This is a genomic window from Verrucosispora sp. WMMD703 (assembly GCF_049178935.1).
GTDB classification, from domain to species: domain Bacteria; phylum Actinomycetota; class Actinomycetes; order Mycobacteriales; family Micromonosporaceae; genus Micromonospora; species Micromonospora sediminimaris.
In genome coordinates this window covers 6261034-6286452 of record NZ_JBMHMM010000004.1, presented here as the reverse complement: position 1 = coordinate 6286452, position 25419 = coordinate 6261034, and the positions used below count along the sequence as shown (strand labels likewise).

At 71.3% G+C, this 25419-nt stretch carries 24 protein-coding genes and 1 pseudogene; 18 read left to right on the top strand and 7 right to left on the bottom strand.

Going from position 1 to position 25419, the window contains the following annotated elements:
* The first annotated feature begins 38 nt into the window (after positions 1–38).
* From ACN26Z_RS29225 to ACN26Z_RS29215, 3 genes are read left to right on the top strand one after another with little or no spacing between them, the layout of a single operon-like run.
* The gene (locus ACN26Z_RS29225; protein ID WP_421464364.1) at positions 39–1733 is read left to right on the top strand and encodes an L-aspartate oxidase; all 1695 of its coding nucleotides are present in this window, start codon (positions 39–41) and stop codon (positions 1731–1733) included.
* Positions 1730–2626: a carboxylating nicotinate-nucleotide diphosphorylase gene (gene nadC, locus ACN26Z_RS29220; protein WP_421464363.1), complete on the top strand. Its 897-nt coding sequence runs from the start codon at positions 1730–1732 to the stop codon at positions 2624–2626. Before ACN26Z_RS29225 ends, nadC begins: the two co-directional genes overlap by 4 nt.
* A gap of 19 nt (positions 2627–2645) precedes the next feature.
* A complete protein-coding gene (locus ACN26Z_RS29215; protein ID WP_093409827.1) occupies positions 2646–3404 on the top strand; it encodes a type III pantothenate kinase in 759 nt (252 codons plus the stop codon).
* 191 nt (positions 3405–3595) lie between these two features.
* Here the strand turns inward: ACN26Z_RS29215 and ACN26Z_RS29210 are convergent, their stop codons facing one another.
* Positions 3596–4336 carry a class I SAM-dependent methyltransferase gene (locus ACN26Z_RS29210; protein WP_421464360.1) on the bottom strand — a complete coding sequence of 247 codons (741 nt, stop codon included), beginning with the start codon at positions 4334–4336 and terminating at the stop codon, positions 3596–3598.
* A gap of 91 nt (positions 4337–4427) precedes the next feature.
* Here ACN26Z_RS29210 and lysS point away from each other — a divergent pair, with 91 nt between their 5' ends.
* The 4 genes from lysS to ACN26Z_RS29190 all read left to right on the top strand — a co-directional run bounded on the left by lysS (position 4428) and on the right by ACN26Z_RS29190 (position 10368).
* Complete coding sequence (gene lysS / locus ACN26Z_RS29205) at positions 4428–5936, top strand: lysine--tRNA ligase (protein WP_421464358.1); 1509 nt, start codon at positions 4428–4430, stop codon at positions 5934–5936.
* A 112-nt stretch (positions 5937–6048) separates the two neighbouring features.
* Positions 6049–6399, top strand: a complete 351-nt coding sequence (locus ACN26Z_RS29200; protein ID WP_093409819.1) for a histone-like nucleoid-structuring protein Lsr2 — start codon at positions 6049–6051, stop codon at positions 6397–6399.
* A 439-nt stretch (positions 6400–6838) separates the two neighbouring features.
* Positions 6839–9373 (top strand): ATP-dependent Clp protease ATP-binding subunit, encoded by a 2535-nt coding sequence (locus ACN26Z_RS29195; RefSeq protein WP_282240668.1) that lies wholly within the window; start codon positions 6839–6841, stop codon positions 9371–9373.
* Between the two features lie 341 nt (positions 9374–9714).
* Positions 9715–10368, top strand: coding sequence for a C39 family peptidase (locus ACN26Z_RS29190; RefSeq protein WP_093403663.1), 654 nt, complete (start codon positions 9715–9717; stop codon positions 10366–10368).
* A gap of 57 nt (positions 10369–10425) precedes the next feature.
* Here ACN26Z_RS29190 and ACN26Z_RS29185 read toward each other — a convergent pair whose 3' ends face one another.
* Positions 10426–11328, bottom strand: coding sequence for an A/G-specific adenine glycosylase (locus ACN26Z_RS29185; RefSeq protein ID WP_421464356.1), 903 nt, complete (start codon positions 11326–11328; stop codon positions 10426–10428).
* 94 nt (positions 11329–11422) lie between these two features.
* On the opposite strand from ACN26Z_RS29185, the gene ACN26Z_RS29180 reads away from it, so the two are divergent.
* The 3 genes from ACN26Z_RS29180 (at position 11423) to ACN26Z_RS29170 (ending at position 13394) form a co-directional block, all read left to right on the top strand.
* Positions 11423–11935, top strand: a complete 513-nt coding sequence (locus ACN26Z_RS29180) for a glycine cleavage system protein R (protein ID WP_093403260.1) — start codon at positions 11423–11425, stop codon at positions 11933–11935.
* A complete protein-coding gene (locus tag ACN26Z_RS29175; RefSeq protein ID WP_396884973.1) occupies positions 11932–12525 on the top strand; it encodes a peptide deformylase in 594 nt (197 codons plus the stop codon). The genes ACN26Z_RS29180 and ACN26Z_RS29175 overlap by 4 nt, the downstream gene beginning before the upstream one ends.
* 137 nt (positions 12526–12662) lie before the next feature.
* Positions 12663–13394: a hypothetical protein gene (locus ACN26Z_RS29170; protein WP_282236619.1), complete on the top strand. Its 732-nt coding sequence runs from the start codon at positions 12663–12665 to the stop codon at positions 13392–13394.
* Between the two features lie 69 nt (positions 13395–13463).
* Here ACN26Z_RS29170 and disA read toward each other — a convergent pair whose 3' ends face one another.
* From disA to ACN26Z_RS29150, 4 genes are all read right to left on the bottom strand, one after another.
* Positions 13464–14642, bottom strand: a complete 1179-nt coding sequence (gene disA / locus ACN26Z_RS29165) for a DNA integrity scanning diadenylate cyclase DisA (protein WP_093403667.1) — start codon at positions 14640–14642, stop codon at positions 13464–13466.
* Between the two features lie 97 nt (positions 14643–14739).
* Entirely contained in the window at positions 14740–16236 is a 1497-nt protein-coding gene (gene radA, locus ACN26Z_RS29160) for a DNA repair protein RadA (protein ID WP_373870733.1), read from the bottom strand.
* 78 nt (positions 16237–16314) lie between these two features.
* Positions 16315–17052, bottom strand: a complete 738-nt coding sequence (locus ACN26Z_RS29155) for a hypothetical protein (RefSeq protein ID WP_421464352.1) — start codon at positions 17050–17052, stop codon at positions 16315–16317.
* Between the two features lie 139 nt (positions 17053–17191).
* On the bottom strand, positions 17192–18031 hold the full coding sequence (locus ACN26Z_RS29150) for a UbiA family prenyltransferase (protein ID WP_421464350.1): 840 nt from the start codon (positions 18029–18031) through the stop codon (positions 17192–17194).
* A gap of 46 nt (positions 18032–18077) precedes the next feature.
* Between ACN26Z_RS29150 and ACN26Z_RS29145 the strand changes: the two genes are divergently transcribed.
* The 4 genes from ACN26Z_RS29145 (at position 18078) to ACN26Z_RS29130 (ending at position 21805) form a co-directional block, all read left to right on the top strand.
* Positions 18078–18821 carry a methyltransferase domain-containing protein gene (locus ACN26Z_RS29145; RefSeq protein ID WP_421464348.1) on the top strand — a complete coding sequence of 248 codons (744 nt, stop codon included), beginning with the start codon at positions 18078–18080 and terminating at the stop codon, positions 18819–18821.
* Between the two features lie 43 nt (positions 18822–18864).
* Positions 18865–20037 (top strand): acyl-CoA dehydrogenase family protein, encoded by a 1173-nt coding sequence (locus ACN26Z_RS29140; RefSeq protein WP_396884966.1) that lies wholly within the window; start codon positions 18865–18867, stop codon positions 20035–20037.
* A gap of 92 nt (positions 20038–20129) precedes the next feature.
* Positions 20130–21179: a type III polyketide synthase gene (locus ACN26Z_RS29135; RefSeq protein ID WP_421464346.1), complete on the top strand. Its 1050-nt coding sequence runs from the start codon at positions 20130–20132 to the stop codon at positions 21177–21179.
* A gap of 26 nt (positions 21180–21205) precedes the next feature.
* Positions 21206–21805 (top strand): hypothetical protein, encoded by a 600-nt coding sequence (locus ACN26Z_RS29130; protein ID WP_421464344.1) that lies wholly within the window; start codon positions 21206–21208, stop codon positions 21803–21805.
* Positions 21806–21839: 34 nt separating this feature from the next.
* Here ACN26Z_RS29130 and ACN26Z_RS29125 read toward each other — a convergent pair whose 3' ends face one another.
* A complete protein-coding gene (locus ACN26Z_RS29125; RefSeq protein ID WP_421464342.1) occupies positions 21840–22502 on the bottom strand; it encodes a hypothetical protein in 663 nt (220 codons plus the stop codon).
* 372 nt (positions 22503–22874) lie between these two features.
* Here ACN26Z_RS29125 and ACN26Z_RS29120 point away from each other — a divergent pair, with 372 nt between their 5' ends.
* The 4 genes and pseudogenes from ACN26Z_RS29120 to ACN26Z_RS29105 form a co-directional block, all read left to right on the top strand.
* Entirely contained in the window at positions 22875–23360 is a 486-nt protein-coding gene (locus ACN26Z_RS29120; protein ID WP_007073334.1) for a CarD family transcriptional regulator, read from the top strand.
* A gap of 56 nt (positions 23361–23416) precedes the next feature.
* A complete protein-coding gene (ispD, locus tag ACN26Z_RS29115) occupies positions 23417–24112 on the top strand; it encodes a 2-C-methyl-D-erythritol 4-phosphate cytidylyltransferase (protein ID WP_282236626.1) in 696 nt (231 codons plus the stop codon).
* Positions 24113–24125: 13 nt separating this feature from the next.
* Complete coding sequence (gene ispF, locus ACN26Z_RS29110) at positions 24126–24611, top strand: 2-C-methyl-D-erythritol 2,4-cyclodiphosphate synthase (RefSeq protein WP_093403277.1); 486 nt, start codon at positions 24126–24128, stop codon at positions 24609–24611.
* Between the two features lie 10 nt (positions 24612–24621).
* Positions 24622–25248 (top strand): annotated as a pseudogene (locus ACN26Z_RS29105) (tetratricopeptide repeat protein); the annotation flags it as partial.
* Positions 25249–25419: the final 171 nt, after the last annotated feature.

Here is a 25419-nt window from a genome sequence, read left to right as displayed (position 1 = left end):
GCCGCCCGAGACGAAAGCCATTCGGGTTGACTGTGGGCATGGACCTACCGACCGTCGGCCTGCCGGCGCTGCCGAACCGGCTGGCCGCCCCGGCACCCGGCTGGGTGGAGACCACCGACGTGATCGTGGTCGGCTCCGGCGTGGCCGGGCTGACCGCCGCGCTGCATCTGCGTGAGGCGGGCCTGCACGTCACCGTGGTCACCAAGGTCGACATCGACGAGGGATCGACCCGGTGGGCACAGGGCGGCATCGCCGCGGTACTCGACCCGACCGACACCCCGGCCATGCACGCCTCCGACACCGAGATCGCCGGCGTGGGCCTGTGCGACCCGGCGGCGGTCCGCGTACTGGTGGAGGAGGGGCCGACCCGGCTGCGGGAACTGATGCGCCTCGGTGCCGAGTTCGACCGCAACGCCGACGGCTCGTTGATGCTCACCCGGGAGGGTGGGCACCGGGCGGACCGCATCGTGCATGCCGGCGGCGACGCGACGGGTGCGGAGGTGCAGCGGGCGCTGCACGAGGCGGTACGCCGCGACCCGTGGATCAGGCTCGTCGAGCACGCGCTGGTGCTGGATCTGCTCCGGGCCCCCGGCGACGGCCCGGGCGGGCTCGGCGCGGCGTGCGGGATCACGTTGCACGTGCTCGGCGAGGGCAGCGAGGACGGTGTCGGTGCGCTGCTGGCCCGCGCGGTCGTGCTGGCCACCGGCGGCATGGGGCAGATCTTCGCGGCCACCACCAACCCGGCGGTCTCCACCGGAGACGGGGTCGCCCTGGCCATGCGGGCCGGTGCGGCGGTCACCGATGTGGAGTTCGTGCAGTTCCATCCGACCGCGCTGATCGTGCCGGAACACTCCCGAGTGCCGGGGGCCGGCCACGCCCAGCAGCCGCTGGTCTCCGAGGCGTTGCGGGGCGAGGGCGCGCACCTGGTGGACGCCGACGGCAAACGCTTCATGCTCGGCCAGCACGAGCTGGCCGAGCTGGCGCCACGGGACGTGGTCGCCAAGGGCATCCACCGGGTGCTGCTGGCCACCGGTGACGATCACGTCCACCTCGACGCCCGCCATCTCGGCGGCGACTTCCTGGCCCGCCGCTTTCCCACGATCGTCGCGTCGTGCCTGGCCATCGGCGTCGACCCGGGAACCGACCTGATCCCGGTGGCCCCGGCCGCGCACTACGCCTCCGGTGGGGTCCGCACCGACCTGCACGGTCGGACCTCGATCCCCGGTCTGTACGCCTGCGGCGAGGTCGCCTGCACCGGCGTGCACGGCGCGAACCGGCTGGCCAGCAACTCGCTGCTGGAAGGGCTGGTCTTCTCCCGACGGATCGCCGACGACATCGCGTCCGGCCTGCCCGAGCAGGCCCGTCCGGCGGACACCGGAGCGTGGCGTGGGGAGGGTGGCTGGGTGCTGCCCGCCGCGGCGACGCCGGCGTTGCAGCGGGCGATGACCCGGGGCGCCGGGGTGCTCCGCTCGGCCGCGACGCTCACCGCGACCGCCGCCGAACTTGTCGAGTTGGGCGTTGCTCGTGGCACACCGCGTACTGCGGACTGGGAGGCGACGAACCTGCTCACGGTGGCCGCCACGCTGGTGGCCGCCGCGTACGCACGTCGGGAGACCCGGGGTTGCCACTGGCGGGAGGACTTCCCGGTGGCCGACGAGCGGTGGCACGGCCACCTGGTCGGTGCCGTCGGCGAGCAGGGACGGTTGACCACCCGGTGGGAGGAGACGCGATGACCAGTGAGACGGTGCGGCTGCTGCGCGCGGCCGGGCTGGACCCGGACCAGGTGCGCCGGATCATCGAGAACGCGCTCGTCGAGGATCTCGGTCCGGACGGGCTCGACGTGACAAGCGTCGCCACCATCCCGGCGACCCAGACGGACACCGCCGATGTGGTGGCCCGCGCCGACGGCGTGGTGGCCGGGCTGGCGGTCGCCGCCGCCGTGTTCGAACTGGCCGCCGAGAGTACCGGGATCGGACGTACAGTCGAGGTCTCGCTGGTGGCCCGCGACGGCGAGCGGGTGGCCCGGGGGGACGTGCTGGCCACGGTGACCGGCCCCACCCGGGTGCTGCTCACCGCCGAGCGCACCGCCCTCAACCTGCTCAGCCGGATGTCCGGGGTGGCCACCCACACCCGGGCCTGGGCGGACGCGCTGGCCGGCAGCAAGGCGGTGGTCCTGGACACCCGCAAGACCACCCCGGGACTGCGGGCCCTGGAGAAGTACGCGGTCCGGGTCGGCGGGGGCACGAACAAGCGGATGGGCCTGCACGACGTCGCCATGGTCAAGGACAACCACAAGTTCGCGGCGGGCGGTGTCGCCGCCGCCTACCGGCGCGTTCGGGAAGCGTTCCCGGACGTGCCGGTGCAGGTGGAGGTGGACACCCTCGCCGAGGCGGTGGAGGCGGTCGAGGCCGGCGTCGACTTTCTTCTGCTGGACAACATGTCCCCGGCCGTGCTCGCCGAGGTGGTCGCCGCCGTCGGCGACCGAGCCGAGTTGGAGGCGACCGGCGGGCTGACGCTCGCCGACGCGGCGGCGGTGGGCGCCACCGGCGTCGACTTCCTCTCCGTCGGCGCGCTCACCCACTCCTCGCCGATCCTGGACATCGCCCTGGACCTGCGTACGGAGTGAACCCGTCTAGGCTGCGTGCGTGCTGCTCTGCATCGACATCGGGAACACCAACACCGTGCTGGCGACCTTCGACGGCGACAAGCTGGTGCACTCCTGGCGGATCAAGACCGACGCCCGCTCGACCGCCGACGAGCTGGGGCTGATGTTCCGGGGGCTGCTCGCCGGTGACGCCGTCGAGATCACCGGCGTGGCCGCCTGCTCGACGGTCCCGGCGGCCCTGCGCTCGCTGCGGACCATGCTCACCCGTTACTACGGGGAACTGCCGAGCGTCATCGTCGAGCCCGGCGTACGAACCGGAGTGCAGCTGGCCATCGACAACCCGAAGGAGGTCGGCGCGGACCGGGTGGTCAACACGCTGGCCGCGTACACCCTCTACGGCGGGCCGTCCATCGTCGTCGACTTCGGCACCACCACCAACTTCGACGTCATCAGCGGCCGGGGCGAGTTCCTCGGCGGTGCGTTCGCCCCGGGCATCGAGATCTCCTTCGACGCGCTCGCCGCCCGTGCCGCCCAGCTGCGCAAGGTCGAGGCGACCCGGCCCCGCTCGGTGATCGGCAAGAACACCGTCGAGTGCCTCCAGGCGGGCCTCTACTTCGGCTTCGCCGGCCAGGTGGACCGGATCGTGGAGCGGATGGCCGCCGAGATGGGCGAGCTGAAGGCGGTGATCGCGACCGGCGGGCTGGCCTCGTTGGTGCTCAACGAATGCCGGACGATCACGCATCACGAGCCGATGATCACGCTGATCGGGTTGCGCATGGTGTACGAGCGGAACGTCTGACGCTTCTCTTGCGGTGGGGTTTCCGGGCAGCCCGACCGGCTCCGGGCGGTCAGGCTTGATCCCTGCGCCGGTCGGGCTGCCCGGAACCCTTCGGTGGGTACGCGTCATCCGTCCGCTGGCGGGTGGGGGCTGTGGTGGTGGGGGTTCGTCCGTCTGTCGCGGTCTGGTGCGGTGCTGGTGCGTGGGTTGGTTCAGATCTTCCGGGCGCGGGCTACGAGGGTGGTGTACGGGAGGGTGACGGTTTCCTGGCCGGCCAGGTCGGGGTGGGTGTGTAGGAGGGTGCGGACCTCACGGTCGACCTCGGCGCGTCGGTCAGGGGCGGCGGTGAGGTAGTGGGAGCGGGTGCGGACCAGGCCGAGCAGTTCGTCGGGGGTCAGCGTGGTGGTGTGGGTGAACTCGGCCCACTCCGGGCTGGTGAAGGAGTCGCCGAAGTCGGTCACGCTCTGCCGTAGATACTCGACGGTGTCGCCGATCTCGGCGATTCGGCTCAGCTCGGTCACCCAGGCGCACGCGTCGTCCCGCAGGTTCCACACCGGCGCGAAGACCCCGCCGGGCCGCAGCACCCGGGCGATCTCCGCGTGCGCCCGTGGCCGGTCGAACCAGTGGTACGCCTGACCGGTGAGCACGGCGTCGGCGTACCCGTCGGGCAGCGACATCGCCTCGGCGCTGCCGGCCAGGGCGAGCGGGTCGCCGTCGAGCGACGTCAACTGGGCCCGCATCGCGGGGTCGGGCTCGACGGCGGTCACCCGGTGCCCCAGGGCGAGCAGCCCACGCGCCAGGATGCCGGTCCCGGCACCCAGATCGACAAGTTGCGCGGGAGCGTCGATGCCGGCGAGCGCCCAGCGCAGCGCCGCCGGTGGATAGCGGGGACGGTAGCGGTCGTAGTCGGCGGCGGCGGTGCCGAAGGAGAGGGCCTGGGTGGGGTCGGTCATGACCGGCAGGCTATCCAGTAACGGTCCCCGGGGCGTTTGAGTACGCTCGGGGCTTGACCCCGCCCGAATTCTCCCGCTGAGGAAGCGTGCCGTGACCCAACAGAGCCCCGTGCCAGTCGACCCCGCCGACGACCTTCCCGAGCAGATGAAGGTCCGCCGGGAGAAGCGGGACCGGATGCTCGCCGACGGTGTGCAGCCCTATCCGATCGGCTACCCGCGTACCAGCACGCTGAGCCAGCTGCGCGAGCGATACGCGGACCTGCCGACGGACACCGCCACCGGCGACCGGGTCTCGGTCACCGGCCGGGTGATCTTCGTACGGAACACCGGCAAGCTCTGCTTCGCTACCTTGCGCGACGGTGACGGTACCGAACTGCAGGCCATGCTGTCGCTGGACCGGGTCGGCGCGGATCGGCTGGAAGCCTGGAAGCGCCTGGTGGATCTCGGTGACCACGTCGGGGTCACCGGAGAGGTGATCACCAGCCGTCGGGGTGAGCTGTCGGTGCTGGCCGAGCAGTGGGCGGTCACCGCCAAGGCGCTGCGCCCCCTGCCGGTGGCGCACAAGCCGCTCAGCGAGGAGGCCCGGGTCCGGCAGCGCTACGTCGATCTGGTCGTCCGTCCGCAGGCGCGGCAGATGGTGCGTACTCGGGCGGCCACGTTGCGCAGTCTGCGCGATTCGTTGCACGCCGAGGGTTACCTTGAGGTGGAGACCCCGATGTTGCAGTTGCTGCATGGTGGTGCGGCGGCCCGGCCTTTCGTGACCCACAGCAATGCGCTCAACACCGATCTGTATCTCCGAATCGCGCCGGAACTGTTTTTGAAGCGTGCCGTGGTCGGCGGGGTCGAGCGGGTCTTCGAGATCAACCGCAACTTCCGTAATGAGGGCATCGACTCTTCGCACTCGCCCGAGTTCGCCATGCTGGAGGCGTACGAGGCGTACGGCGACTACGACACGATGGCCGAGTTGACCCGCAATCTCGTCCAGCGGGCGGCGATCGCGGTCTCCGGATCGACGGTGGTCACCCACGCCGACGGTCGGGAGTTCGACCTCGGTGGCGAGTGGCGTTCGGTCACTCTCTTCGGTGTGCTTTCCGAGGCGCTGGGTGAGGAGGTCACGGTCCACACCGAGCGGGCGCGCCTGGTTGAGTACGCCGACAAGGTGGGCCTGGCCGTCGACCCGAAGTGGGGCCCGGGCAAGCTCGCCGAGGAACTGTTCGAGGAACTGGTCGTACCCGGCCTGGAAGCACCCACCTTCGTGCGCGACTACCCGGAGGAGACCAGTCCGCTGACCCGCTCCCATCGCAGCGAGCCGGGCCTGGCGGAGAAGTGGGACCTGTACGTGCTCGGTTTCGAACTGGGCACCGCGTACTCCGAGCTGGTCGACCCCGTGGTGCAGCGGGAACGACTGATGGCCCAGGCGCGGTTGGCCGCTCGGGGCGACGACGAGGCGATGCGACTGGACGAGGACTTTCTCCGGGCGATGGAGTATGGAATGCCGCCGGCCGGTGGCATGGGAATGGGAATCGACCGTCTCCTGATGGCGCTGACCGGCCTGGGAATTCGGGAAACCATCCTCTTCCCCTTGGTTCGCCCCGAGTAGTCGTACGAAAACTTACCGCCTCGTTACCGCATCCTATTGACGCGGCAAGCATCTGACGGGTTATTGTGCTTGTGCAGTTGGCAGGATCAGCCCTGCTCGAAAGGAATGTGGCATGGCCAAGCAGATCATTCACAAGCTGGTCGATGACCTGGACGGCGGGGACGCGGACGAGACCGTCAAGTTCGCGCTCGACGGTGTTCAGTATGAGATCGACCTGTCAGGTTCGAACGCTGAGAAATTGCGCGAGGTATTCGCCCCGTACATCGCTCACGGCACCAAGGTCGGTCGCGGCGGTGTCGTCGTCGGTGGTCGGGCCGCCCGTGGTCGCGGTGGCGCGACCGCCGACCGCGAGCAGAACAAGGCCATCCGGGCCTGGGCGCGCAAGGCGGGCAAGGACATCTCGGACCGAGGCCGGATCCCTCAGGAGATCGTCGACGAGTACCACTCGAAGGCCGGTCACTGAGACCAGGCACCAGGAGTGAGCACGACGCCGGCCCGGAGAGCGTCTCCGGGCCGGCGTCGTCGTCGCGGGACTATTCGGGGCGTACCGCGCGTTGTCCACAGCCGGTGGATGTCTTGTCCACAACCTGTGGATGGTGCCGTGGCGGTGCCGTCCCCGGGCCGGGGCGCCCCCGTGCGGCGTTCCCGGAGGTCCCGGCCAGCGGGCCGAATTTCGCTCTGCGCGTACACAGACCATGCCCGGAACACCCGTTGAGCGTGGATGGTTGTGCAAAACGACGCGTACCGGGCCTACGACGCAGACACACGAGGTCAGCCGAGTCGGCTCGCGGCGATAGAGTAATGAGGCGCGGACGCCCGTCCCGGGCGCTCGCGTATCCGGCCCCGCCGAGAGTCTTGACCACCAAGATCGAGTGCGCACGGCACGTGAGGAGCACGAGGGCATGTTCGAGCGGTTCACCGACCGAGCGCGACGGGTTGTCGTCCTGGCCCAGGAAGAGGCCCGGATGCTCAATCACAACTACATCGGTACGGAACACATCCTGTTGGGCCTGATCCATGAGGGTGAGGGTGTCGCGGCGAAGGCTTTGGAGAGTCTGGGGATCTCTCTGGAGGGCGTGCGTCAGCAGGTGGAGGAGATCATTGGTCAGGGTCAGCAGGCGCCGAGCGGGCATATTCCGTTCACGCCGCGGGCCAAGAAGGTGTTGGAGCTGTCGTTGCGGGAGGCGTTGCAGCTCGGGCATAACTACATCGGCACGGAGCACATCCTGCTGGGTTTGATCCGTGAGGGTGAGGGTGTCGCCGCGCAGGTGCTGGTGAAGTTGGGCGCGGATCTGAACCGGGTGCGTCAGCAGGTGATCCAGCTGCTGTCGGGCTATCAGGGTAAGGAGCCGGCTGCCGCTGGTGCCGCCCCGGGTGAGGCCGCGCCGTCGACGAGTCTGGTGTTGGACCAGTTCGGTCGGAACCTGACTCAGGCGGCTCGGGAGGGCAAGCTCGACCCGGTGATCGGGCGCGAGAAGGAGATCGAGCGGGTCATGCAGGTGCTGTCCCGCCGCACCAAGAACAACCCGGTGCTGATCGGTGAGCCGGGTGTGGGTAAGACCGCCGTGGTGGAGGGCCTGTCCCAGAAGATCATCAAGGGTGAGGTGCCGGAGACGCTGAAGGACAAGCAGCTCTACACGCTCGACCTGGGTGCGTTGGTGGCGGGTTCCCGGTATCGGGGTGATTTCGAGGAGCGTCTGAAGAAGGTGCTGAAGGAGATCCGCACCCGGGGCGACATCATCCTGTTCATCGACGAGATTCACACCCTCGTGGGTGCGGGCGCGGCGGAGGGTGCGATCGACGCGGCGAGCATTTTGAAGCCGATGCTGGCGCGGGGTGAGTTGCAGACCATCGGCGCGACCACCCTCGACGAGTACCGCAAGCACCTGGAGAAGGACGCCGCGTTGGAGCGGCGGTTCCAGCCGATCCAGGTGGGTGAGCCGTCGCTGGCGCACACCATCGAGATTTTGAAGGGTCTGCGGGACCGGTACGAGGCGCACCACCGCGTCTCCATCACCGACGCGGCTTTGGTGGCGGCGGCGACGCTTGCCGATCGGTACATCTCTGATCGGTTCCTGCCGGACAAGGCGATCGACCTGATCGATGAGGCGGGTGCGCGGATGCGGATCCGTCGGATGACGGCGCCGCCGGACCTGCGGGACTTTGATGAGCGGATCGCGCAGGTGCGTCGGGACAAGGAGTCCGCGATCGACGCGCAGGACTTCGAGCGGGCCGCGCAGCTGCGGGACACCGAGAAGCAGCTGCTGGGTCAGAAGGCGCAGCGGGAGAAGGAGTGGAAGGCCGGTGACCTGGACGTCGTCTCGGAGGTCGATGACGAGCAGATCGCTGAGGTGCTGGGCAACTGGACCGGTATTCCGGTCTACAAGTTGACCGAGGAGGAGACCTCGCGTCTGCTGCGCATGGAGGACGAGCTGCACAAGCGCGTCATCGGGCAGGAAGACGCGGTCAAGGCGGTGTCGAAGGCGATCCGCCGCACGAGGGCGGGGTTGAAGGACCCGAAGCGTCCGTCGGGGTCGTTCATCTTCGCCGGCCCGTCGGGTGTGGGTAAGACCGAGCTGTCCAAGGCGCTCGCGGAGTTCCTGTTCGGGTCCGAGGACGCGCTGATCCAGTTGGACATGTCGGAGTTCCACGACCGGTACACGGTGTCCCGGCTCGTCGGTGCCCCTCCCGGCTACGTCGGCTACGACGAGGGTGGGCAGCTGACCGAGAAGGTGCGGCGCCGGCCGTTCAGCGTGGTGCTGTTCGACGAGATCGAGAAGGCCCACCCGGACGTGTTCAACACGCTGTTGCAGATCCTGGAGGACGGCAGGCTCACCGACGGTCAGGGCCGGATCGTGGACTTCAAGAACACGGTCATCATCCTGACCACCAACCTCGGCACCCGTGACGTCGCCAAGGCGGTGTCGCTGGGCTTCCAGGCCTCGGAGGACTCCGAGTCGAACTACGACCGGATGAAGCAGAAGGTCAACGACGAACTCAAGCAGCACTTCCGGCCCGAGTTCCTCAACCGCATCGACGACACCATCGTCTTCCACCAGCTGCGGCAGAACGAGATCCTCTCGATCGTCGACATCATGATCTCCCGCATCGAGACGCAGCTGCGCAACAAGGACATGGGTCTGGAACTGACCGACAACGCCAAGAAGTACCTCGCGGCGAAGGGCTTCGACCCGGTACTCGGCGCCCGCCCGCTACGCCGCACCATCCAACGCGACATCGAGGACAACCTCTCCGAACGGATCCTGTTCAACGAACTGACCCCGGGACAGATCGTCGTGGTCGACTGCGAAGGCGACCCCAACGACATCGACAAATCCAAGCTCGTCTTCAAGGGGTCCGACCGCCCGGTGGAGGTGCCGGACGCCGTGCCGGCCGACCTCGGCGGCAGGACGGCTGCGGCGGGCGCGGACGAGTAAGGTCGTCAGCCGAAGCAAACGGCGGCCCGGTGGCGAAATGCCACCGGGCCGCCGTCGTTTGTGCTGGTCAAGGCGTAAGCCGCCCCCATAGCCGGATGTCCGCTTTGTGGGTCTTTGTCGTGACGGCGGTCACGGTTTGCCGGGGCATGGACCGCTCCTGGGAGTCGTTGTACCGGGAGTAACCGCGACGGCCACCCCGGCCGGCCCGACCCGGAAATGCCGGGCCCGACGAGGTCGTTGCAGACCCGGAGCAGGCGCACCGCGCCGCCTCCATCCGACGCGGTACTCGCAACCTCCCATCTCCTGGTGTCGTGTCGATCCCCCGAGACGGAAGGCAAACGATCATGACTAGTTCGATCCGCAAGGCTGCCCTGACCGCCGCCGGTGCCGTCTGCGCCGGTGGGATGATCGCCGGCCCGGTGAGCGCGACCGCTGCCCCGCCGAGTTCCGACCCGCTGGCCGCCGTGACCGAGCGGGGGCACGGCAAGGGTGAGCGGCAGTTGAAGGTGCGCTACGAGGCCCAGCCGAACTTCTACTACTGCGGTCCGGCAGCGGTCCGTAACACCCTGAGCATCCTCAACAAGGACGTCTCCCAGGATGACCTGGCCCGCGAGATGGGCACCACCGAGCGGGGCACCGACTCGGCCTTCCTGATCACCGAGGCCCTCAACCGGAAGGCCGGTGAGGATGTCTACCGCACGGTGGAGATCCCGGGCCAGGCCGCCGACCGAGCGGAGACCGACCGGCTACGGGAAGACGTCGTCCGTGCCGTCGACAGCGGCCGGGGCGTGGTGGCCAACGTCGTGGGCACCGCGACCGACCTCGACGGGGGCAGCCACACCTTCGATGGTGGGCACTACATCGCGGTGACCGGTTACCGCGACGGCGGCGACCAGATGAAGATCGCCGACTCGGCAGACGCCGCCCGGGCCGAGTACTGGATCAGCACCGACGCGCTGGCCGACTGGATCGCCAGCCGGGGCTATTCCGCCTGATCCAACCGACAGATGCCGAGGGCCGGCCCCGATCGGGGCCGGCCCTCGAACACGTTCTCAACCGGCCACCGGTGCCGGAGGGCCGTCGCCGATCAACCGGAACGACGTCTCACCGACCGGCTCGACCAGACCGTCGTCGACCAGGCCGGCGAGTGCCCGAGCGCGCTGCACGTCGTCCACCCACACCTGGTCCAGGCGTTGATGCGGCACTGGGCCGGTAGCCTCCCGGAGCACTCCGAGCAGCAGTCCGCGTACCTGGCGGTCGGTGCCCGCGTACCGTTGCGGGCGGCGGGTCGGACCGGCTGGAGCGGGGCGTCCCGAGGCCCGCCAGGCGCAGGTCGACTCGACGGGGCACGCCTCGCAGCGAGGCGACCGGGCGGTGCAGACGACCGCCCCCAACTCCATGATGGCGGCGCTGGCCAGGGCCGCCGCAGCCGGTTCGGCGGGCAGCAGCTCCTCGGTGGCGACCAGATCGGCGGGGCGGGTGGTCGGGCCGGCATCCGGTTCGCCGGCCACCGCCCGGCACACCACCCGACGTACGTTCGTGTCGACCACCGGGTGACGCTGGCCGTACGCGAAGGCAGCGACCGCCCGGGCGGTGTACGTGCCGACGCCGGGCAGGGCGAGCAGTTGCTCCAACCGGTCCGGCACCACACCGCCGTGCCGCTCCACGATGGCCACCGCGCACTCGTGCAGCCGGACCGCTCGACGGGGATAGCCGAGCCGTCCCCACATGCGGATCGCCTCGGCCGGGCTGGACCCGGCCAGGGCGGCCGGCGTCGGCCAGCGCTCCAGCCACGCCTGCCAGGGCGGTACCACCCGGACGACCGGGGTCTGCTGAAGCATGACCTCGCTGACCAGGATCGCCCAGGGGCTCGTCTCGGGCCGGCGCCACGGCAGGTCCCGCGCGTGCTGCTCGTACCACCGGCTCACCCGGCCGGCGAATGTGGGTTCTGTCATCGCGTCGCCGATGATGTCACGCACGCCGATCCCGCCGTTCGGACGGTCGGCGGGCCGACGCCGGCGGCGGGTGCCGGTCGGGCAGAATGCCCGGATGAACGAGCTTGCGATCACCGTCATCGGCCGGGACCGGCCCGGCATCGTGGCTGACGTCGCCGAGGTGCTCGCCCGGCTCGGCGCCAACCTCACCGACAGCACCATGACCCGCCTGCGGGGACACTTCGCGATGACCCTGATCTGTGTCGGCCCGGCCGCCGCCGAGGTCGAGACCGCGTTGGCGCCGCTGGCCGCCGACGGCCAACTGCTGGCGACAGTACGCGCGGTGACGCCTGACGGCGAGACGGCACCGGCCGGCGAACCCTACGTGATGGCGGTGCACGGGGCCGACCGGATGGGCATCGTGGCCGCGATGACCCGGGTGCTGGCCGAGGCCGGCGGCAACGTCACCGACCTGAGCACCCGTTTGGCGGGGACGCTCTACGTGGTGGTGGCCGAGGTGGAACTGCCCCCCGGTACCGCCGACGCGCTCGGCGGCCGGCTCGCGGAGGCAGCCGCCGGTCTCGGCGTCGAGGTGACCCTCCGGCCCGCCGAACCGGATCTGCTGTGAGCGGCGCGCCGGACGTGTCGAACCCGGACCCGCAGGCCGACGCGTACGTGGGTCTCGGCGACTGGGCACCCGAGACACTTGGCGCTGGGCGGGTCATCCCGGTGGTCTCCGCCCCGGACCCGGTGCTCAGCCGGCCGGGAGGGGAGGTCGACCCGACCGCCGACGAGACGGTGCAGCTGGCCGCCGACCTGATCGCCACCATGCGGGTCTCGCCCGGCTGCGTGGGCCTGGCCGCCCCGCAGGTCGGGGTGAGCGCCCAACTCTTCGCGGTGGACGTCACCGGGCATCCGAAGACGGTCACCGGGCACGGCGTCTTCGTGCTCTGCAACGCCCGGGTCGTCGAAGCCACCAGGTGGAAGGCAGGTCGGGAAGGGTGTATGTCGGTGCCGGACCTGACCGGCGACGTGAAGCGCGCGAGCCGGCTGGTGGTGGAAGGGGCGCTGCCCGGCAGCGGCGAAACCGTACGCCTGGTGACTGACGGTTTCGAGGCGCGCGCCCTGCAGCACGAGATCGACCACTGCGCTGGCCTGCTCTTTCTGGACCGGGTGGCCGGCGCGCACGCGATCTACCAGCGGAAGGTCTACCTCTGAGTCGAGCCGGACGGTCGCGCTGAGTGACTGCCGTCGGTGCGTACCGTCGTGAATGGAGGGTCGGATCCGATGGGACGGGGGAGTCACGGCGCGTCGCTGACGTCCGCCGCACGCGCCGCCGCTACGGTGGGGGCATCATGCGTCTGACGGTCGGCCCCCTGCCTCCCACCGTGTACTGGCGGCGTCGCGCCGTCGTGCTCGGTGCGGTGCTGCTCTTCCTGATTGTCCTGTTCTATTCGTGTAACGGGCCCACCGGAGGCAACGACCCGACCGGCGAGGGACAACCCGACTCGGGCGTGGCGACCGGCACGCCGGACCCGACCGGGTCGGTGCTGACGCCGCAGACCGGTGCGCCGCCGTCCGGTGACGCCGGTGCCGACCCCGCCGATCCCGGGGACGGTGCCGAGCCGTCCGCCCCGGAGAACGAGCCGAGCCTCAGCAACGACCCGCCAGCGGTAGATCCGGTCGCAGACGAAGGCAACTGTGCGGACACCGAACTCTCGGTCACCGCCGTGGCGCTGCCGGCGCAGGCCGCCTCAGGGGCCCACGTCGACCTGAACCTGAAGATCCGTAACCGGTCCGACCGGACGTGCAGCCGAGACGTCGGCGCGACCGCCCAGGAGTTGTACATCAAGGCCGGGGCCGAGGTGGTCTGGTCCTCGGACACCTGTGGCACAGCCGCCGGGTCGGACGTGCAGTCCTTCACCCCCGGCTTCGAACGCTCCTACCAGGTGAACTGGAACGGCAGGGACAGCAGCCGGTGCGCCGACGGCGTGGCCAACGGGCCGGCCGTGCCGGCCGGGACGTACCAGGTCTTCGCCCGGGTGGGCACCAAGCTGAGCCAACCCGCGAAGCTGGTCCTCAAGTAGTCGGCGCTCGGGTCGCTCGGCCGGATCGCCGGCCGAGCCGCGGGGACGACCGAGGACTTCGACGCAGGCCTAGACGTAGCGTTCCAGGATGGACGCCTCGGCCAGCCGCGACAGCCCCTCGCGTACGCCCCGGGCCCGGGCGTCACCGACGCCGTCGACCGCTTGCAGGTCTTCCACCGTGGCACCGAGCAGCCGTTGCAGGCTGCCGAAGTGCAACACCAGCCGGTCGACCACGGCCACCGGAAGGCGGGGCACCTTCGCCAGCAGCCGGAAGCCGCGCGGGCTGACCGCCGCGTCCAAAGCGTCCGAGGCGGCCGGGTAGCCGATCGCCTTGGCGACCGAGACCAGGTCGATCAGCTCGGTGGCGCTGAGCAGATCCAGCTCGACAAGCGCCTCGTCAAGGGTCCGGGACTTGCGACCGGTGGGCAGGTAGTCCCGAATGACCAGGGTGCGGTCAGCGTCGACGCCGGCCATCAACTCGTCCAGCTGAAGGGCGAGCAACCGCCCGTCGGTGCCCAACTCGACCACGTAGCCGGCGATCTCGTCGGCGATCCGCCGGACCATCTCCAGGCGCTGCACCACGGCCACCGCGTCGCGTACGGTGACCAGATCCTCGATCTCCAGGGCGGACAGGGTGCCGGAGACCTCGTCGAGGCGGAGTTTGTACCGCTCCAAGGTGGCCAGCGCCTGGTTCGCACGGGAGAGAATCGCCGCCGAGTCGTCCAGCACGTGCCGCTGACCGTTGACGTAGAGGCTGATGATGCGCATGGACTGGCTGACCGAGATGACCGGGTAGCCGGTCTGCCGGGCCACCCGCTCCGCGGTGCGGTGCCGGGTGCCGGACTCCTCGGTCGGGATCGTCGGATCGGGCATCAGGTGAACCGCCGCCCGGACGATCCGGGTGCCGTCGCTGGAGAGCACCACCGCGCCGTCCATCTTGCACAGCTCCCGGACTCGGGTCGCCGAAAACTCGACGTCCAGCGGAAAGCCACCCGTGCAGAGCCCTTCGACCACCTTGTCGTAGCCCAGGACGATCAGCGCACCCGTCCGACCCCGCAGGATCCGCTCCAACCCGTCACGTAGTGCGGTGCCCGGCGCCATCAGGGCAAGGTTGGCGCGCAGCGGGTCGCCGACGACGCCGCCCCCGGTCACGCTCACGCTGATGGGTCGGGCGGGCGAGCCCACGGCAGCGGTGCGGGCGTGGGGCGTCGCGCCGGCTGGCTTGGTGGTATCGCGGTCGATCGGCACGGGCACAGTCTACGGACTGCCGTGCGGTGGGTGCTCTCGCGGTTACTGTGATGTGTCACGATTCCGCCCGCCCTGCCCGACCCGACCGGTGGACGGCTCACTCCGCCGACGCCCGCGCGGCGGCCTGCAACGCCGAGCGGACGTCGGTGACCTCGATCACGCGCATCTGCTCCGGACCGGCACCGGCGCTGGTGGGCCCGCAACCGGGCGGCACGAGGGCCAGCCGGAAGCCGAGCCGGGCGGCCTCGGCCAACCGGCGCGGCACCGCGCCCACCCGGCGCACCTCGCCGGTGAGACCGACCTCGCCGATCGCCACCAGGTGCGGGGCGATCGCCAGGTTGAGCCCTCCCGAGGCGACGGCGAGGGCGACCGCGAGGTCGGCTGCGGGCTCCACCACCCGGATGCCGCCCACGGTGGCCGCGAAGACCTCCCGGTCGTGCAGAGTGAGCCGTTCGGTCCGGCGTTGGAGCACCGCCAGCACCATCGCCAGCCGGGCGGAGTCCAGCCCGGAGACGGTACGCCGGGGCGACCCGGCCACGGTGGCACCGATCAGGGCCTGCACCTCGGTGAGCAACGCCCGGCGGCCCTCCATCGCTACCGTCACACAGGTGCCCGGGACCGGCTCGGAGTAACGGGTCAGGAACAGCCCGGAGGGGTCGGCGAGGCTGCTGATGCCGCCCTCGTGCATCTCGAAGCAGCCGACCTCGTCGGCGGCGCCGAACCGGTTCTTGACCCCGCGCACCATCCGCAGCGACGAGTGCTTGTCACCCTCGAAGTGCAGCACCACGTCGACCAGATGCTCAAGCACCCGAGGACCAGCGACCTGTCCGTCCTTGGTGACGTGGCCGACCAGCACGGTGGCGACCCCGCGTTCCTTGGCGACCGCGACCAGGGCGGCGGTGACTGCCCGGACCTGGGTCACCCCGCCGGGCACGCCTTCGGTGCCGGTGGTCGAGATGGTCTGTACCGAGTCGAGCACGAGCAGGCCGGGCTTGACCGCGTCCAGATGGCCGAGCACCGCCGCGAGGTCACTCTCGGCGGCCAGGAAGAGCTGGTCGTGCAGGGTGCCCATGCGCTCCGCCCGCAGCCGCACCTGGCTGACCGACTCCTCACCGCTCACCACAAGCGACGGGCTGCCCGCTCCGGCGGCCCACTGCTGGGCGACGTCGAGCAGCAGAGTCGACTTGCCCACCCCCGGCTCACCGGCGAGCAGCACCACGGCACCGGGGACCAGGCCGCCACCGAGGACGCGGTCCAGCTCGCCGACTCCGGTGGGCCGGGCCCGGGCCGGTGCCGCGCTGATGGTGGCGATGGGCCGGGCGGGCTCGGCGGGCATCCGGGAACTCACCACCCGACCCGAGACGGTCGGGCCGGTGATCGTGCATTCGACCACGGAGCCCCACTCGCCGCACTCGGGACAGCGGCCCACCCACTTCGGTGGCTGGTGTCCGCAGGCGTCGCACTCGTACGCGGGCCGCGGCTCGCGAGCGGCGGCGCGACCGCGCGAGCCGGTGCTCGCCCGGGACGGGGTCGATCGGGAGATGCTCACCCGACCGACGCTAACCCCCGGGTACGACGAGGGCGCCGTCGGCATGGCTACACCACGCCGACGGCGCCCTCGGAAATCACCTGGACCGGTTCGGTCGCGGTACGCGACGCCGGTCGGTCGGGCTCAGTGGCCGCCTTCGCCCTCGTACCCGGTGTGCCGCTCGATGATCGGCGACGGCTCGGGCGCGGGGGTGAGCGGAACGGCGATCGGTGCGGGGCTGGTGACCGTCTCGCCGCCGAAGTCGAAGGTCAGCGTGACGTTCTGGCCGGCGAGCAGGGCCTCGTTCAGCCCGACGAGCTGAAGCACCTGCTCACCCTCGGTGTTGAGCTGCACGTAGCTCAGCGGGGGGATCTCGATCCGGGCCGGACCGGCCGAGGGCGATTCGGTCGGGCTGGGCGACGGAGATTCGTCCGGCGAGGGCGAGTTGTCCGGCGAAGCGGAGTTGTCCGGTGAGGGGGAGCCCTCCGGGGACTGCTCCGCTGACGGGGACGCGGTCGGCGACGGGGACGCGGTGGGTGATGGGCTGGTCGCGGCGGCGACCGAGGTGAGCACCACCTCGCGGGCGTCCGACGAGGTGACCGTCACCGTCACCGGGTCCGCCGAGTCGTTGTAGAGGACGACGTTGAGCAGGGCGTTGTCGCCGGCCTGGTAGCCCTCGACACCGGGATAGGCGACCAGGGCACCGCGTACGGCGTACTTCCCGTCGCCGGCCGCGAGGTTGGCGCCCTGGACCGACGGCACCTTGTTGGCCGTCTCGGAGATCTGGCCGGCGCCGCATCCGGACAGCAGCAGCCCGGCTGCCGCCGCGATCCCGGGCAGCAGCACGGCAGCCCGCCGGGAACCCCTGATCGAGCGCCTCACGTCGGTCCTCCTCGTCACGATCACACCCGGCCTACCCGCCGGAACCGCTGGCCATGCCCGCGCAGACCGGGCTCCAGGGTAGTTGGAGCTGATCGTGGCCCGCACGCCGACCCGGTGCGACCACCTGCCGGGGGGAGACTCAGCCGAGCCGACCGTTCGTGACCAGCAGGGCGACGTCGATCAGGGCGACCAGGAGCACCGCCCGGAAGGCGGCCACCGGCCGGGCTCCGGCGGTGTTCCCGGCCCGGCCCGCGTACCAGGCCACGATGAAGATCACGATGGTGGCGCCGACCGCCGCGAGACCCACGCCCGTCGGCGGCCCGGGCGGCCCGAGCACCAGCGTGACGGTCGCCGCGATCAGCAGCCCGACGGCCGCCGCCCGGCTGCCCGTCGCACCGAGCCGGTGCGGCAGCCCACGGACCCCGGTCCGGGCGTCGTCGACGAAGTCGGGCAGCACGTTTGCGAAATGGGCCCCCGCGCCGAGCAACGCCGCCGCGACCACCAGCCAGACCGGGGGCGGCGGAGCGTCGGGCAGTGCCAGCACCACGAAGGCGGGCAGCGCGCCGAAGGAGATCGCGTACGGCAGCACCGAGATCGGGGTGGACTTCAGCGGCCAGTCGTAGAGCAACGCCGAGACCAGAGCGACGGTGGCGCAGATCGCCGCCGTCGGGTTGGTGGTCAGCGCCAGCGCCACGGTCGCGGTGGCTGCCACGGCGGCGGCCACCGCGACGGTACGCCGGCTCAGCGCGCCGGCGGCCAACGGCTTGTCGGTACGTCCGACCGCGGCGTCCCGGTCCGCGTCGAGCAGGTCGTTGGTCCACCCGACGGTGAACTGGCTGGCAGCCACGGTGAGCACCACCGCGACCACGCCGCCGGGTGGATGCCCGACACCGACGGCGAGCAGACCGGCCACTGTGGTGACCGCCGCGGTCGGTTCCGGATGGCTCGCTCTGACCAGCCCTAACACCGTCGACGACATAACGGAAGTCTGGTCGTTACCGGGGAGTCGTGCCACGCTCGTTGCCATGCGTGACGTCGGCCGCGTGCTGCCCCGCAACGATCCGCGCCAGTACGACGACCTGGCGGACGAGTGGTGGCGGCCAGACGGCGTGTTCGCCATGCTGCACTGGCTGGCCCGGGCGCGGGCCGCGCTGGTGCCCCCGGCGACGCGACCGGGCGCGCTCCTGGTCGACCTGGGCTGCGGGGCGGGGCTGCTCGCCCCCCACCTGGCCGGGAAGGGCTACCGACACGTGGGGGTGGACCTCACCCGCTCGGCACTGGCGCAGGCGGCGGCGCACGGCGTGACGGCGGTCAACGGCGACGCCACGGCGGTACCGCTCGTGGACGGCTGCGCCGACGTGGTCGCCGCCGGCGAGTTGCTGGAGCACGTCCCGGACTGGCGGGCGGCGGTGGCCGAGGCGTGTCGCCTGCTGCGGCCGGGCGGCCTGCTGGTGCTGGACACCCTCAACGACACCGCGCTGGCCCGGCTGGTCGCGGTCCGAGTCGCCGAACGTCTGCCCACCGTGCCGCGTGGCATCCACGATCCTCGGTTGTTCGTGGACGATCGCGAGCTGGTCGCCGAAAGCGCCCGACACGGCGTCGACCTGCGGGTCCGTGGTGTCCGGCCAGGGGTGCCGGGGCTGCTGCGGTGGCTGCTCCGGCAGGCCACGGGTGCCCCGACGCCGCCCGCTCAGGCACCGCGCATCGTGCCGACCGGGTCGAGGGCCGTGCTCTACCAGGGCCGTGGGGTGCGCGCGACGGATAGCTGATCCAGGTGAGGGTATGGCAATGGCCGAAGAGGGGGTTCCATCCATGACCGAGCGCAGTGGAGCGGCGTCGGCGGCCCGGCGGCTGGCGCCCCGGCTGGCGGCGCGGGCCGCCGCCCACGACCGGGACGGCTCGTTTCCGGTCGACGACTTCACCGACCTGCGAGAGGCGGGACTGTTCGGGCTGATGGTTCCCGCCGAGCTGGGTGGCACCGGGGCCACCTTCGCGGCGTACGCGGCTGTCGCCACCGAACTGGCCCGGGGCAACGGCGCCACCGCGCTGGTGTTCAACATGCACGCCTCGGTCACCGGGGCGCTCGGCGCGGTCACCGAGGAACTGGCCGAGGCGCTCGGCGTACCGGCGGAGGCACTGGCTGCCCGCGACCGCCTGTTGCGGGCGGCGGCCGACGGGGCGTGGTACGCGGTCGCGATGAGCGAGCGGGGCGCGGGTGCCCGGCTGTCCCAGCTCGCCACGGTCTACGAACCTGTCGACGGCGGCTGGCGGATCAAGGGCAGCAAGACCTTCTGCTCCGGTGCCGGTCACGCCGACGGTTACCTGGTGGCGGCCCGCAGCGCCGCCGACCCGTCGGTGGTCTCGCAGTTCCTGGTTCCGGCCGGCGAGGGCCTGACCGTCGAGCCGACCTGGGACGCCCTCGGCATGCGCGCCACCGCCTCGCACGACCTGCACCTCGACGTGACCGTCGGGACCGACCGGCTGCTCGGCGGGGTCGAAGGGCTGGCCCTGGTGGTGGCCCAGCTCATGCCGCACTGGCTGGTGGCCAGCTACGCGGCCGTCTACGTGGGGGTGGCCAGGGCGGCGATCGACGCGGCCGCGGAACACCTGAACGCCCGGAACCTCGCCGGGCTGCCGGCGGTACGCGCCCGGCTGGGTCGCGCCGACGCCGCGGTGGCGGCGGCGGAGCTGGTGGTCGCCGAGGCGGCCCGACGGGTGGACGAGGCGCCGGGCGACGAGGAGACCAACAGGTGGGTGTGGCGGGCGAAGCTGCTGGCCGGTACGACCGCGGCGGAGGTGGCAGCCTCCATGCTGGAGGCGGCCGGCACCTCCGCCACCCGACGGGGCCATCCGCTGGAACGCCTGTACCGCGATGCTCGTTGCGGGTCGCTGCACCCGGCCACCTCCGACGTCTGTGCCGACTGGCTCGGCATCGCCACACTCGGCGGTGACCCGGACCGTGACGGAACGAGTCCTCGTTGGTGAGCGTGAGGGAATGAGCCTGTCGGCCCTGCGGTCGTGACCGGGGGCGGGACTGGCGAGCGTCAGATGTGAGCTTGCGAGAGGAAGGTGGGACCGTGTCCGTACCGGTGATCGCGGGCCTGGGCACGGCCCATCCGCCCTCGGCTGACCAGCAGGAGTTGTGGGAGAAGTTCTTCTCCCAGCACTTCTCCGGCTCCACCCGCGCGTTGGCCGAGCGGATATTCGCGCACTCCGGCGTGACCCGGCGGCAGGCAGCGGTCAACCCGTTGCTTGAGGACGTCTCCGACTGGCCGACCGAGCGACGGATGCTCCGTTACCAGGTCGAGGCGTTGCCGCTGGGTAAGGAGGCGGTCGGCCGGGCGTTGACCGCCGCCGGGCTGGACGCCCGTGACGTCGGACTCTTCGTGGTGTGCTCGTGCACCGGGTACGCGACCCCGGGGCTGGACATCCTGCTCGCCCGGGATCTGGGCATGGCCGCGACGACCCAGCGGATGTTCGTCGGTCACATGGGCTGCTATGCGGCGCTGCCGGGGCTGGGCGCGGTGGGTGACTTCGTCACAGCGCGGGGGCGTCCCGCGCTGCTGCTCTGTGCCGAGCTGACCAGCCTGCACCTGCAACCCTCCTCGGCCCGGATGGACACCCAGCAGATCGTCTCCCACGCGCTCTTCTCCGATGCCGCCGTCGCCGCGGCGGTCGTTCCCGGCGGGCGGGGGTACGCCGTACGCGAGGTCGCCTCGGTGACCGACACCTCCACCGCCGACCACATGACCTGGGAGGTGACCGACACCGGTTTCCGGATGGGACTGTCGCCGAAGGTGCCTCAGGTGCTGTCGGCGCACGTCCGAGGGCTGGTGGACGAGGTGCTGGCCCGGCACGGCACCCGCCGGTCGGAGGTGGACGGCTGGGCCGTGCACCCGGGTGGTCCACGCATCCTCAACGTGGTGGAGCGTGAGTTGGGGCTGGCGCCGGAGGCGTTGGCGGCGTCCCGGGAGACGCTCAACGACCACGGCAACTGTTCCTCGCCGACGGTGTTGTTGATCCTCGACCGCCTGTTCCGGTCGGCACCGGCACCACGCCGGGTGGTGATGCTGGCCTTCGGGCCAGGGCTGACCCTCTACGCCGCCCTGCTGGAACGAAGCGCCTGACCATCCAACAGAGCTACGCTTCAGGTATGGACGTCGATGCCATCCATCGGCTACGCGGGGCCCTGTTGGCCGCCGTCGCGGTGGCGGCGCTGACCCTCGGCGGCTGGTGGTGGCGGGTAGCGGCACCGGAGGCGCAGACCGGTGTGGGCCTCCCGTCAGCCGTCACGTACTGGCGGGGGAACCCGGTCACCGGTGGCACGGTTTCCGAGCTTCCGAATGCCACCTCCTCCGTCCTGGTCGACGCGCGCACCGGCGCAGTGGTCGGGGCGGACGACGGGCCGGCGGAGCGCCCGGCCACGGGTTCCGCCGCGCCGAGCGGCTGGTACGTGGGCGGGACCGAGCTGGTCTGGACCGAGTCGGCGAGGCTCGGTTCCGGTGCGGCGGTCGTCCGGCAGACCCGGATGGAGCGGGGCGAGCGGCACCTGTTGCGCCTGCGCTGCACCGGCCCGGGCGAGTTGCTGGTAGCCGTCGCCGGTGCCCGGTCAGCGGCCCCGATGACTGTGGGCTGCGACGGCGGGCAGGTCATGATGGAGCTCACCGGCATTGGTGCCGCGGCCCGGTTGTCGTTCTCGCCAGCCGGGTCGGAGCCGGTCCAGATCGAGGCCCGGTTGATCGCCTTGAGCTGAGCGATCCGGGTGGTCTGCTTATCCGGCGGGTCAATCAGCCCAGCCGGGACAGTTCGGCGTGGTGGTCGGCGATCGAGGTGACCTCGGGTACCACAAGCGTGATCCGGCCGGTGCGGTCGGCGAGCAGGGCGGTCACGCCGTCCTGACTGGCCGGCAGGTGCAGGAAGGCACGCAGGCCGCCGGCCGGGTCGGCGAGTGCGCGAACTCCCGGCGGCGCTGCCCGTGGCCGGGCGGCGGCCACGCTGACCACGGTCACCCCGGCCGGTGCCGCCGTCGCCGCCGCGGCCACCTGCTCCGGGCAGGCACATCCGTCCACCAGCAGCACCACCACCGGCAGCAGCCCGCGCAGCGGCACCGGCGACTGCCCGCCGTCGACCAGGTCGAGCGCGGGCAGGGGGCGACCGGTCAGCTGCGCCGGTGTCGGGTCGGGCGTAGTCGCGCCCGGCCCGGTCCGGCTGGCCCTGGGCCAGGTGACGGCGGCCAGGCCGGCGAGGGTGGTCAGGACCGCGACGATCAGCACGATCACCGGTGCGGCGGGTGGACGCCAGCGGCGCTGGTCCGCCGCCGTCCGTCGCAGCTCCCGGCGGATCTGTTCAGCCTCGTCGGCCAGGGCAGCGATGTCGTCCGGGACGACCACGCGGCCCCATTCCGGCGGCAGGTCGGGCAGCCCGGGACCATCGGCGTCAGCCTTGCCCATTACAACCCCCTGGAACCTCACGGGTGTGCGGACGCGGCACCCCTCAAGCGTCCCGCACCAGGCCGGGTACCGCTACCGCTGCCCGCGTCGGACTGCGGCGGGATATCATGGAACGGGTGCGTAGCCCTTGATCTCCAGTGGGTGTGTTGCAGGGCCTCGGCGCTTGTTCTCCCGGATCTCCACGTCCATGGCAGTGGTGTCCGGGGGTCATCCCAAGGTTACTCAACGTGTTCGAATCATCGTCTGGATGGTCTGTCAAGCCGAAGAAATACCTCTCACAGGGCCCCTGAGCTGCGCCAACGGTCAGGACAGCGGTGAGACATCGGTGCCTGAGCGTGTTACCCTAGACACAGCGAAAGGGGTTTCGAACCTATGGTTTTCAGTGTCGGCGAGACCGTTGTTTACCCCCACCACGGGGCCGCACTCATCGAGGCAATCGAGACTCGGGTCATCAAGGGCGAGCCCAAGCAGTACCTCGTCCTGAGGGTCGCGCAGGGTGACCTGACGGTCCGGGTACCGGCCGAGAACGCCGAGATCGTGGGTGTGCGCGAGGTGGTTGGCGAAGAGGGCCTCGGCAAGGTCTTCGACGTTCTCCGGGCTCCGCACACCGAGGAGCCGACCAACTGGTCGCGGCGTTACAAGGCGAATTTGGAGAAGCTGGCTTCCGGTAACCCGCTGAAGGTGGCCGAGGTCGTCCGTGACCTGTGGCGTCGCGAGCGGGAGCGGGGGCTGTCCGCGGGCGAGAAGCGCATGCTCGCCAAGGCTCGCGACATTCTGGTCGGCGAGGTCGCGCTGGCCGAGAAGAGCACCAAGGACGAGGCGGAGACGCTGCTCGACAAGGTGCTGACGGAGGCCTAGTCCGCACCGCATCGTCGTACCCGATTCGTAGCGAACAAACCGTCGAGGACCGCGACGTGACCGCGCAGCTCAATCCGTGCGGTGACGTCGCGGTCCTCGTGCCTGCGGCCGGTGCCGGCGTACGCCTCGGGCCCGGTCGACCGAAGGCACTTCGGCTGCTGGCCGGTGAGCCGCTGCTGGTGCACGCGGTTCGTCGGTTGGCCGAAGCCCCCTCGGTGCACAGCATCGTGGTGGCCGCACCGGTCGCGGAGGTGGCGGCCGTGGGCGAGCTGCTCGCACCGATCGCCCCGGTGACCGTGGTTCCCGGTGGTGCGGAACGGCAGGCCTCGGTGGCCGCCGCGCTCGCCGCGGTACCCGCCGGTCCCGGGATCGTCCTGGTGCACGACGCGGCTCGCGCACTCACCCCGCCCGCGCTCGTGGAATCGGTGGCGGCGGCGGTCCGGGCGGGCCATGACGCGGTGATCCCGGTGCTGCCGGTCGTCGACACGATCAAGGAGGTCGACGCGGACGAGAAGGTGCTCGGCACCGTCGACCGGGCTGCGTTGCGCGCCGTGCAGACCCCCCAGGGATTCCGCCGGGCGGTGCTGGCCGCCGCCCACGCCGCTGCCGCCGACGCCCTCACTGACGATGCCGGGCTGGTGGAGAAGCAGGGCGTGCCGGTGCACTGCGTGCCCGGTTCGGAGCACGCTCTGAAGATCACCAGGCCGTTCGACCTGGCGCTGGCCGAGCATCTGCTGGCGACCGGACGATAGCGCGTACCCTCGGATCATGATCGTTCCTCGGGTGGCCATCGGGACCGACGTGCACGCCTTCGAGGCCGGTCGGCCCTGCTGGGTGGCCGGTCTGTACTGGCCGGAGCAGGACGGCCTGGCCGGGCACTCGGATGCGGACGTGGCCGCCCACGCCGCCTGCAACGCGCTGCTCTCCGCCGCCGGCCTCGGTGATCTCGGGGCCAACTTCGGGGTGGGACAGCCCGAATGGGCCGGAGCGAGTGGGGTGGCCCTGCTCACCGAGACGGCCCGCCGGGTACGCTCCGCCGGCTTCGCCATCGGCAACGTGTCCGTGCAGGTGGTCGGGGTGCGGCCGAAGATCGGCCCACGTCGGGACGAGGCCCAGCGGGTGCTGTCGGAGGCCGTCGGGGCGGCGGTCACGGTTTCCGCCGCCACCACCGACGGCCTGGGCTTCACCGGGCGCGGGGAGGGGCTCGCCGGGATCGCGGTCGCCCTGGTGTACGAGCAGCCGAGCGCCTAGGCTCGCCGCGATGTCCGCCGACGTCCCCACCGATCCGCCCGCCGCCGACGGCTACCTCGAACGCGCCACGCTCCTGGCCGAGCTGGGCCGATACGACGAGGCCGTGGCCGAACTCGGCTTCGCCCTGGCCCTCGACCCGGCCGCCGCCAGCGTGTCGACAATGCTGGCCCGGGTGCACCTGGCCGCCGGCCGGCCGGCCGAGGCGCTCGCCGCCGCCCAGGCCGCAGTGGCCGCCGCGCCGGGACAGGTGCCCCCGCTCGTCGCCCGTGGACTGGCCCTCGGTGACCTCGAACGGTACGCCGAGGCCGCCCGTACCGCCGACGAGATCCTGGCCCTGGGCCCGGAGGACGCGTACGCCCAGCGCAGCGCCGCGGCGATCCTGGCTGGCTCCCGCAACGGCCAGCCGGCGTTGAACGCGGCCTGGCGCGGGGTGGAACTGGCCCCCGATGAGCCGCAGGGCCACCTGGTGCTGGGTCTGGTCGCGGCCAACATGCGGATGTACGACCTGGCGGAGCGGGCCTACCGGGAGGCGTTGCGACTGGACCCACGCCTGGCGGAGACCGGCGACGACGTCGGGGTACTGCGGCTGGAGCAGCGCCGGTGGAGCGCTGCGCTGGCGCGACTGGCCGAAGCGGCGGTGGCGAACCTGCCGCCGACCGATCCGCGCCGTGCCGACGAGATGCCGGACGAGTCGACCCGCCCGGAAGCGGCCGGCGACGATCCGGACCGGCCCGGACGTGACCCGGACGAGGCCGGACGTTCGGCTGCTGGGGACGTCGACGCCAGGCCCGCCGCCGGGCCGGAGGAA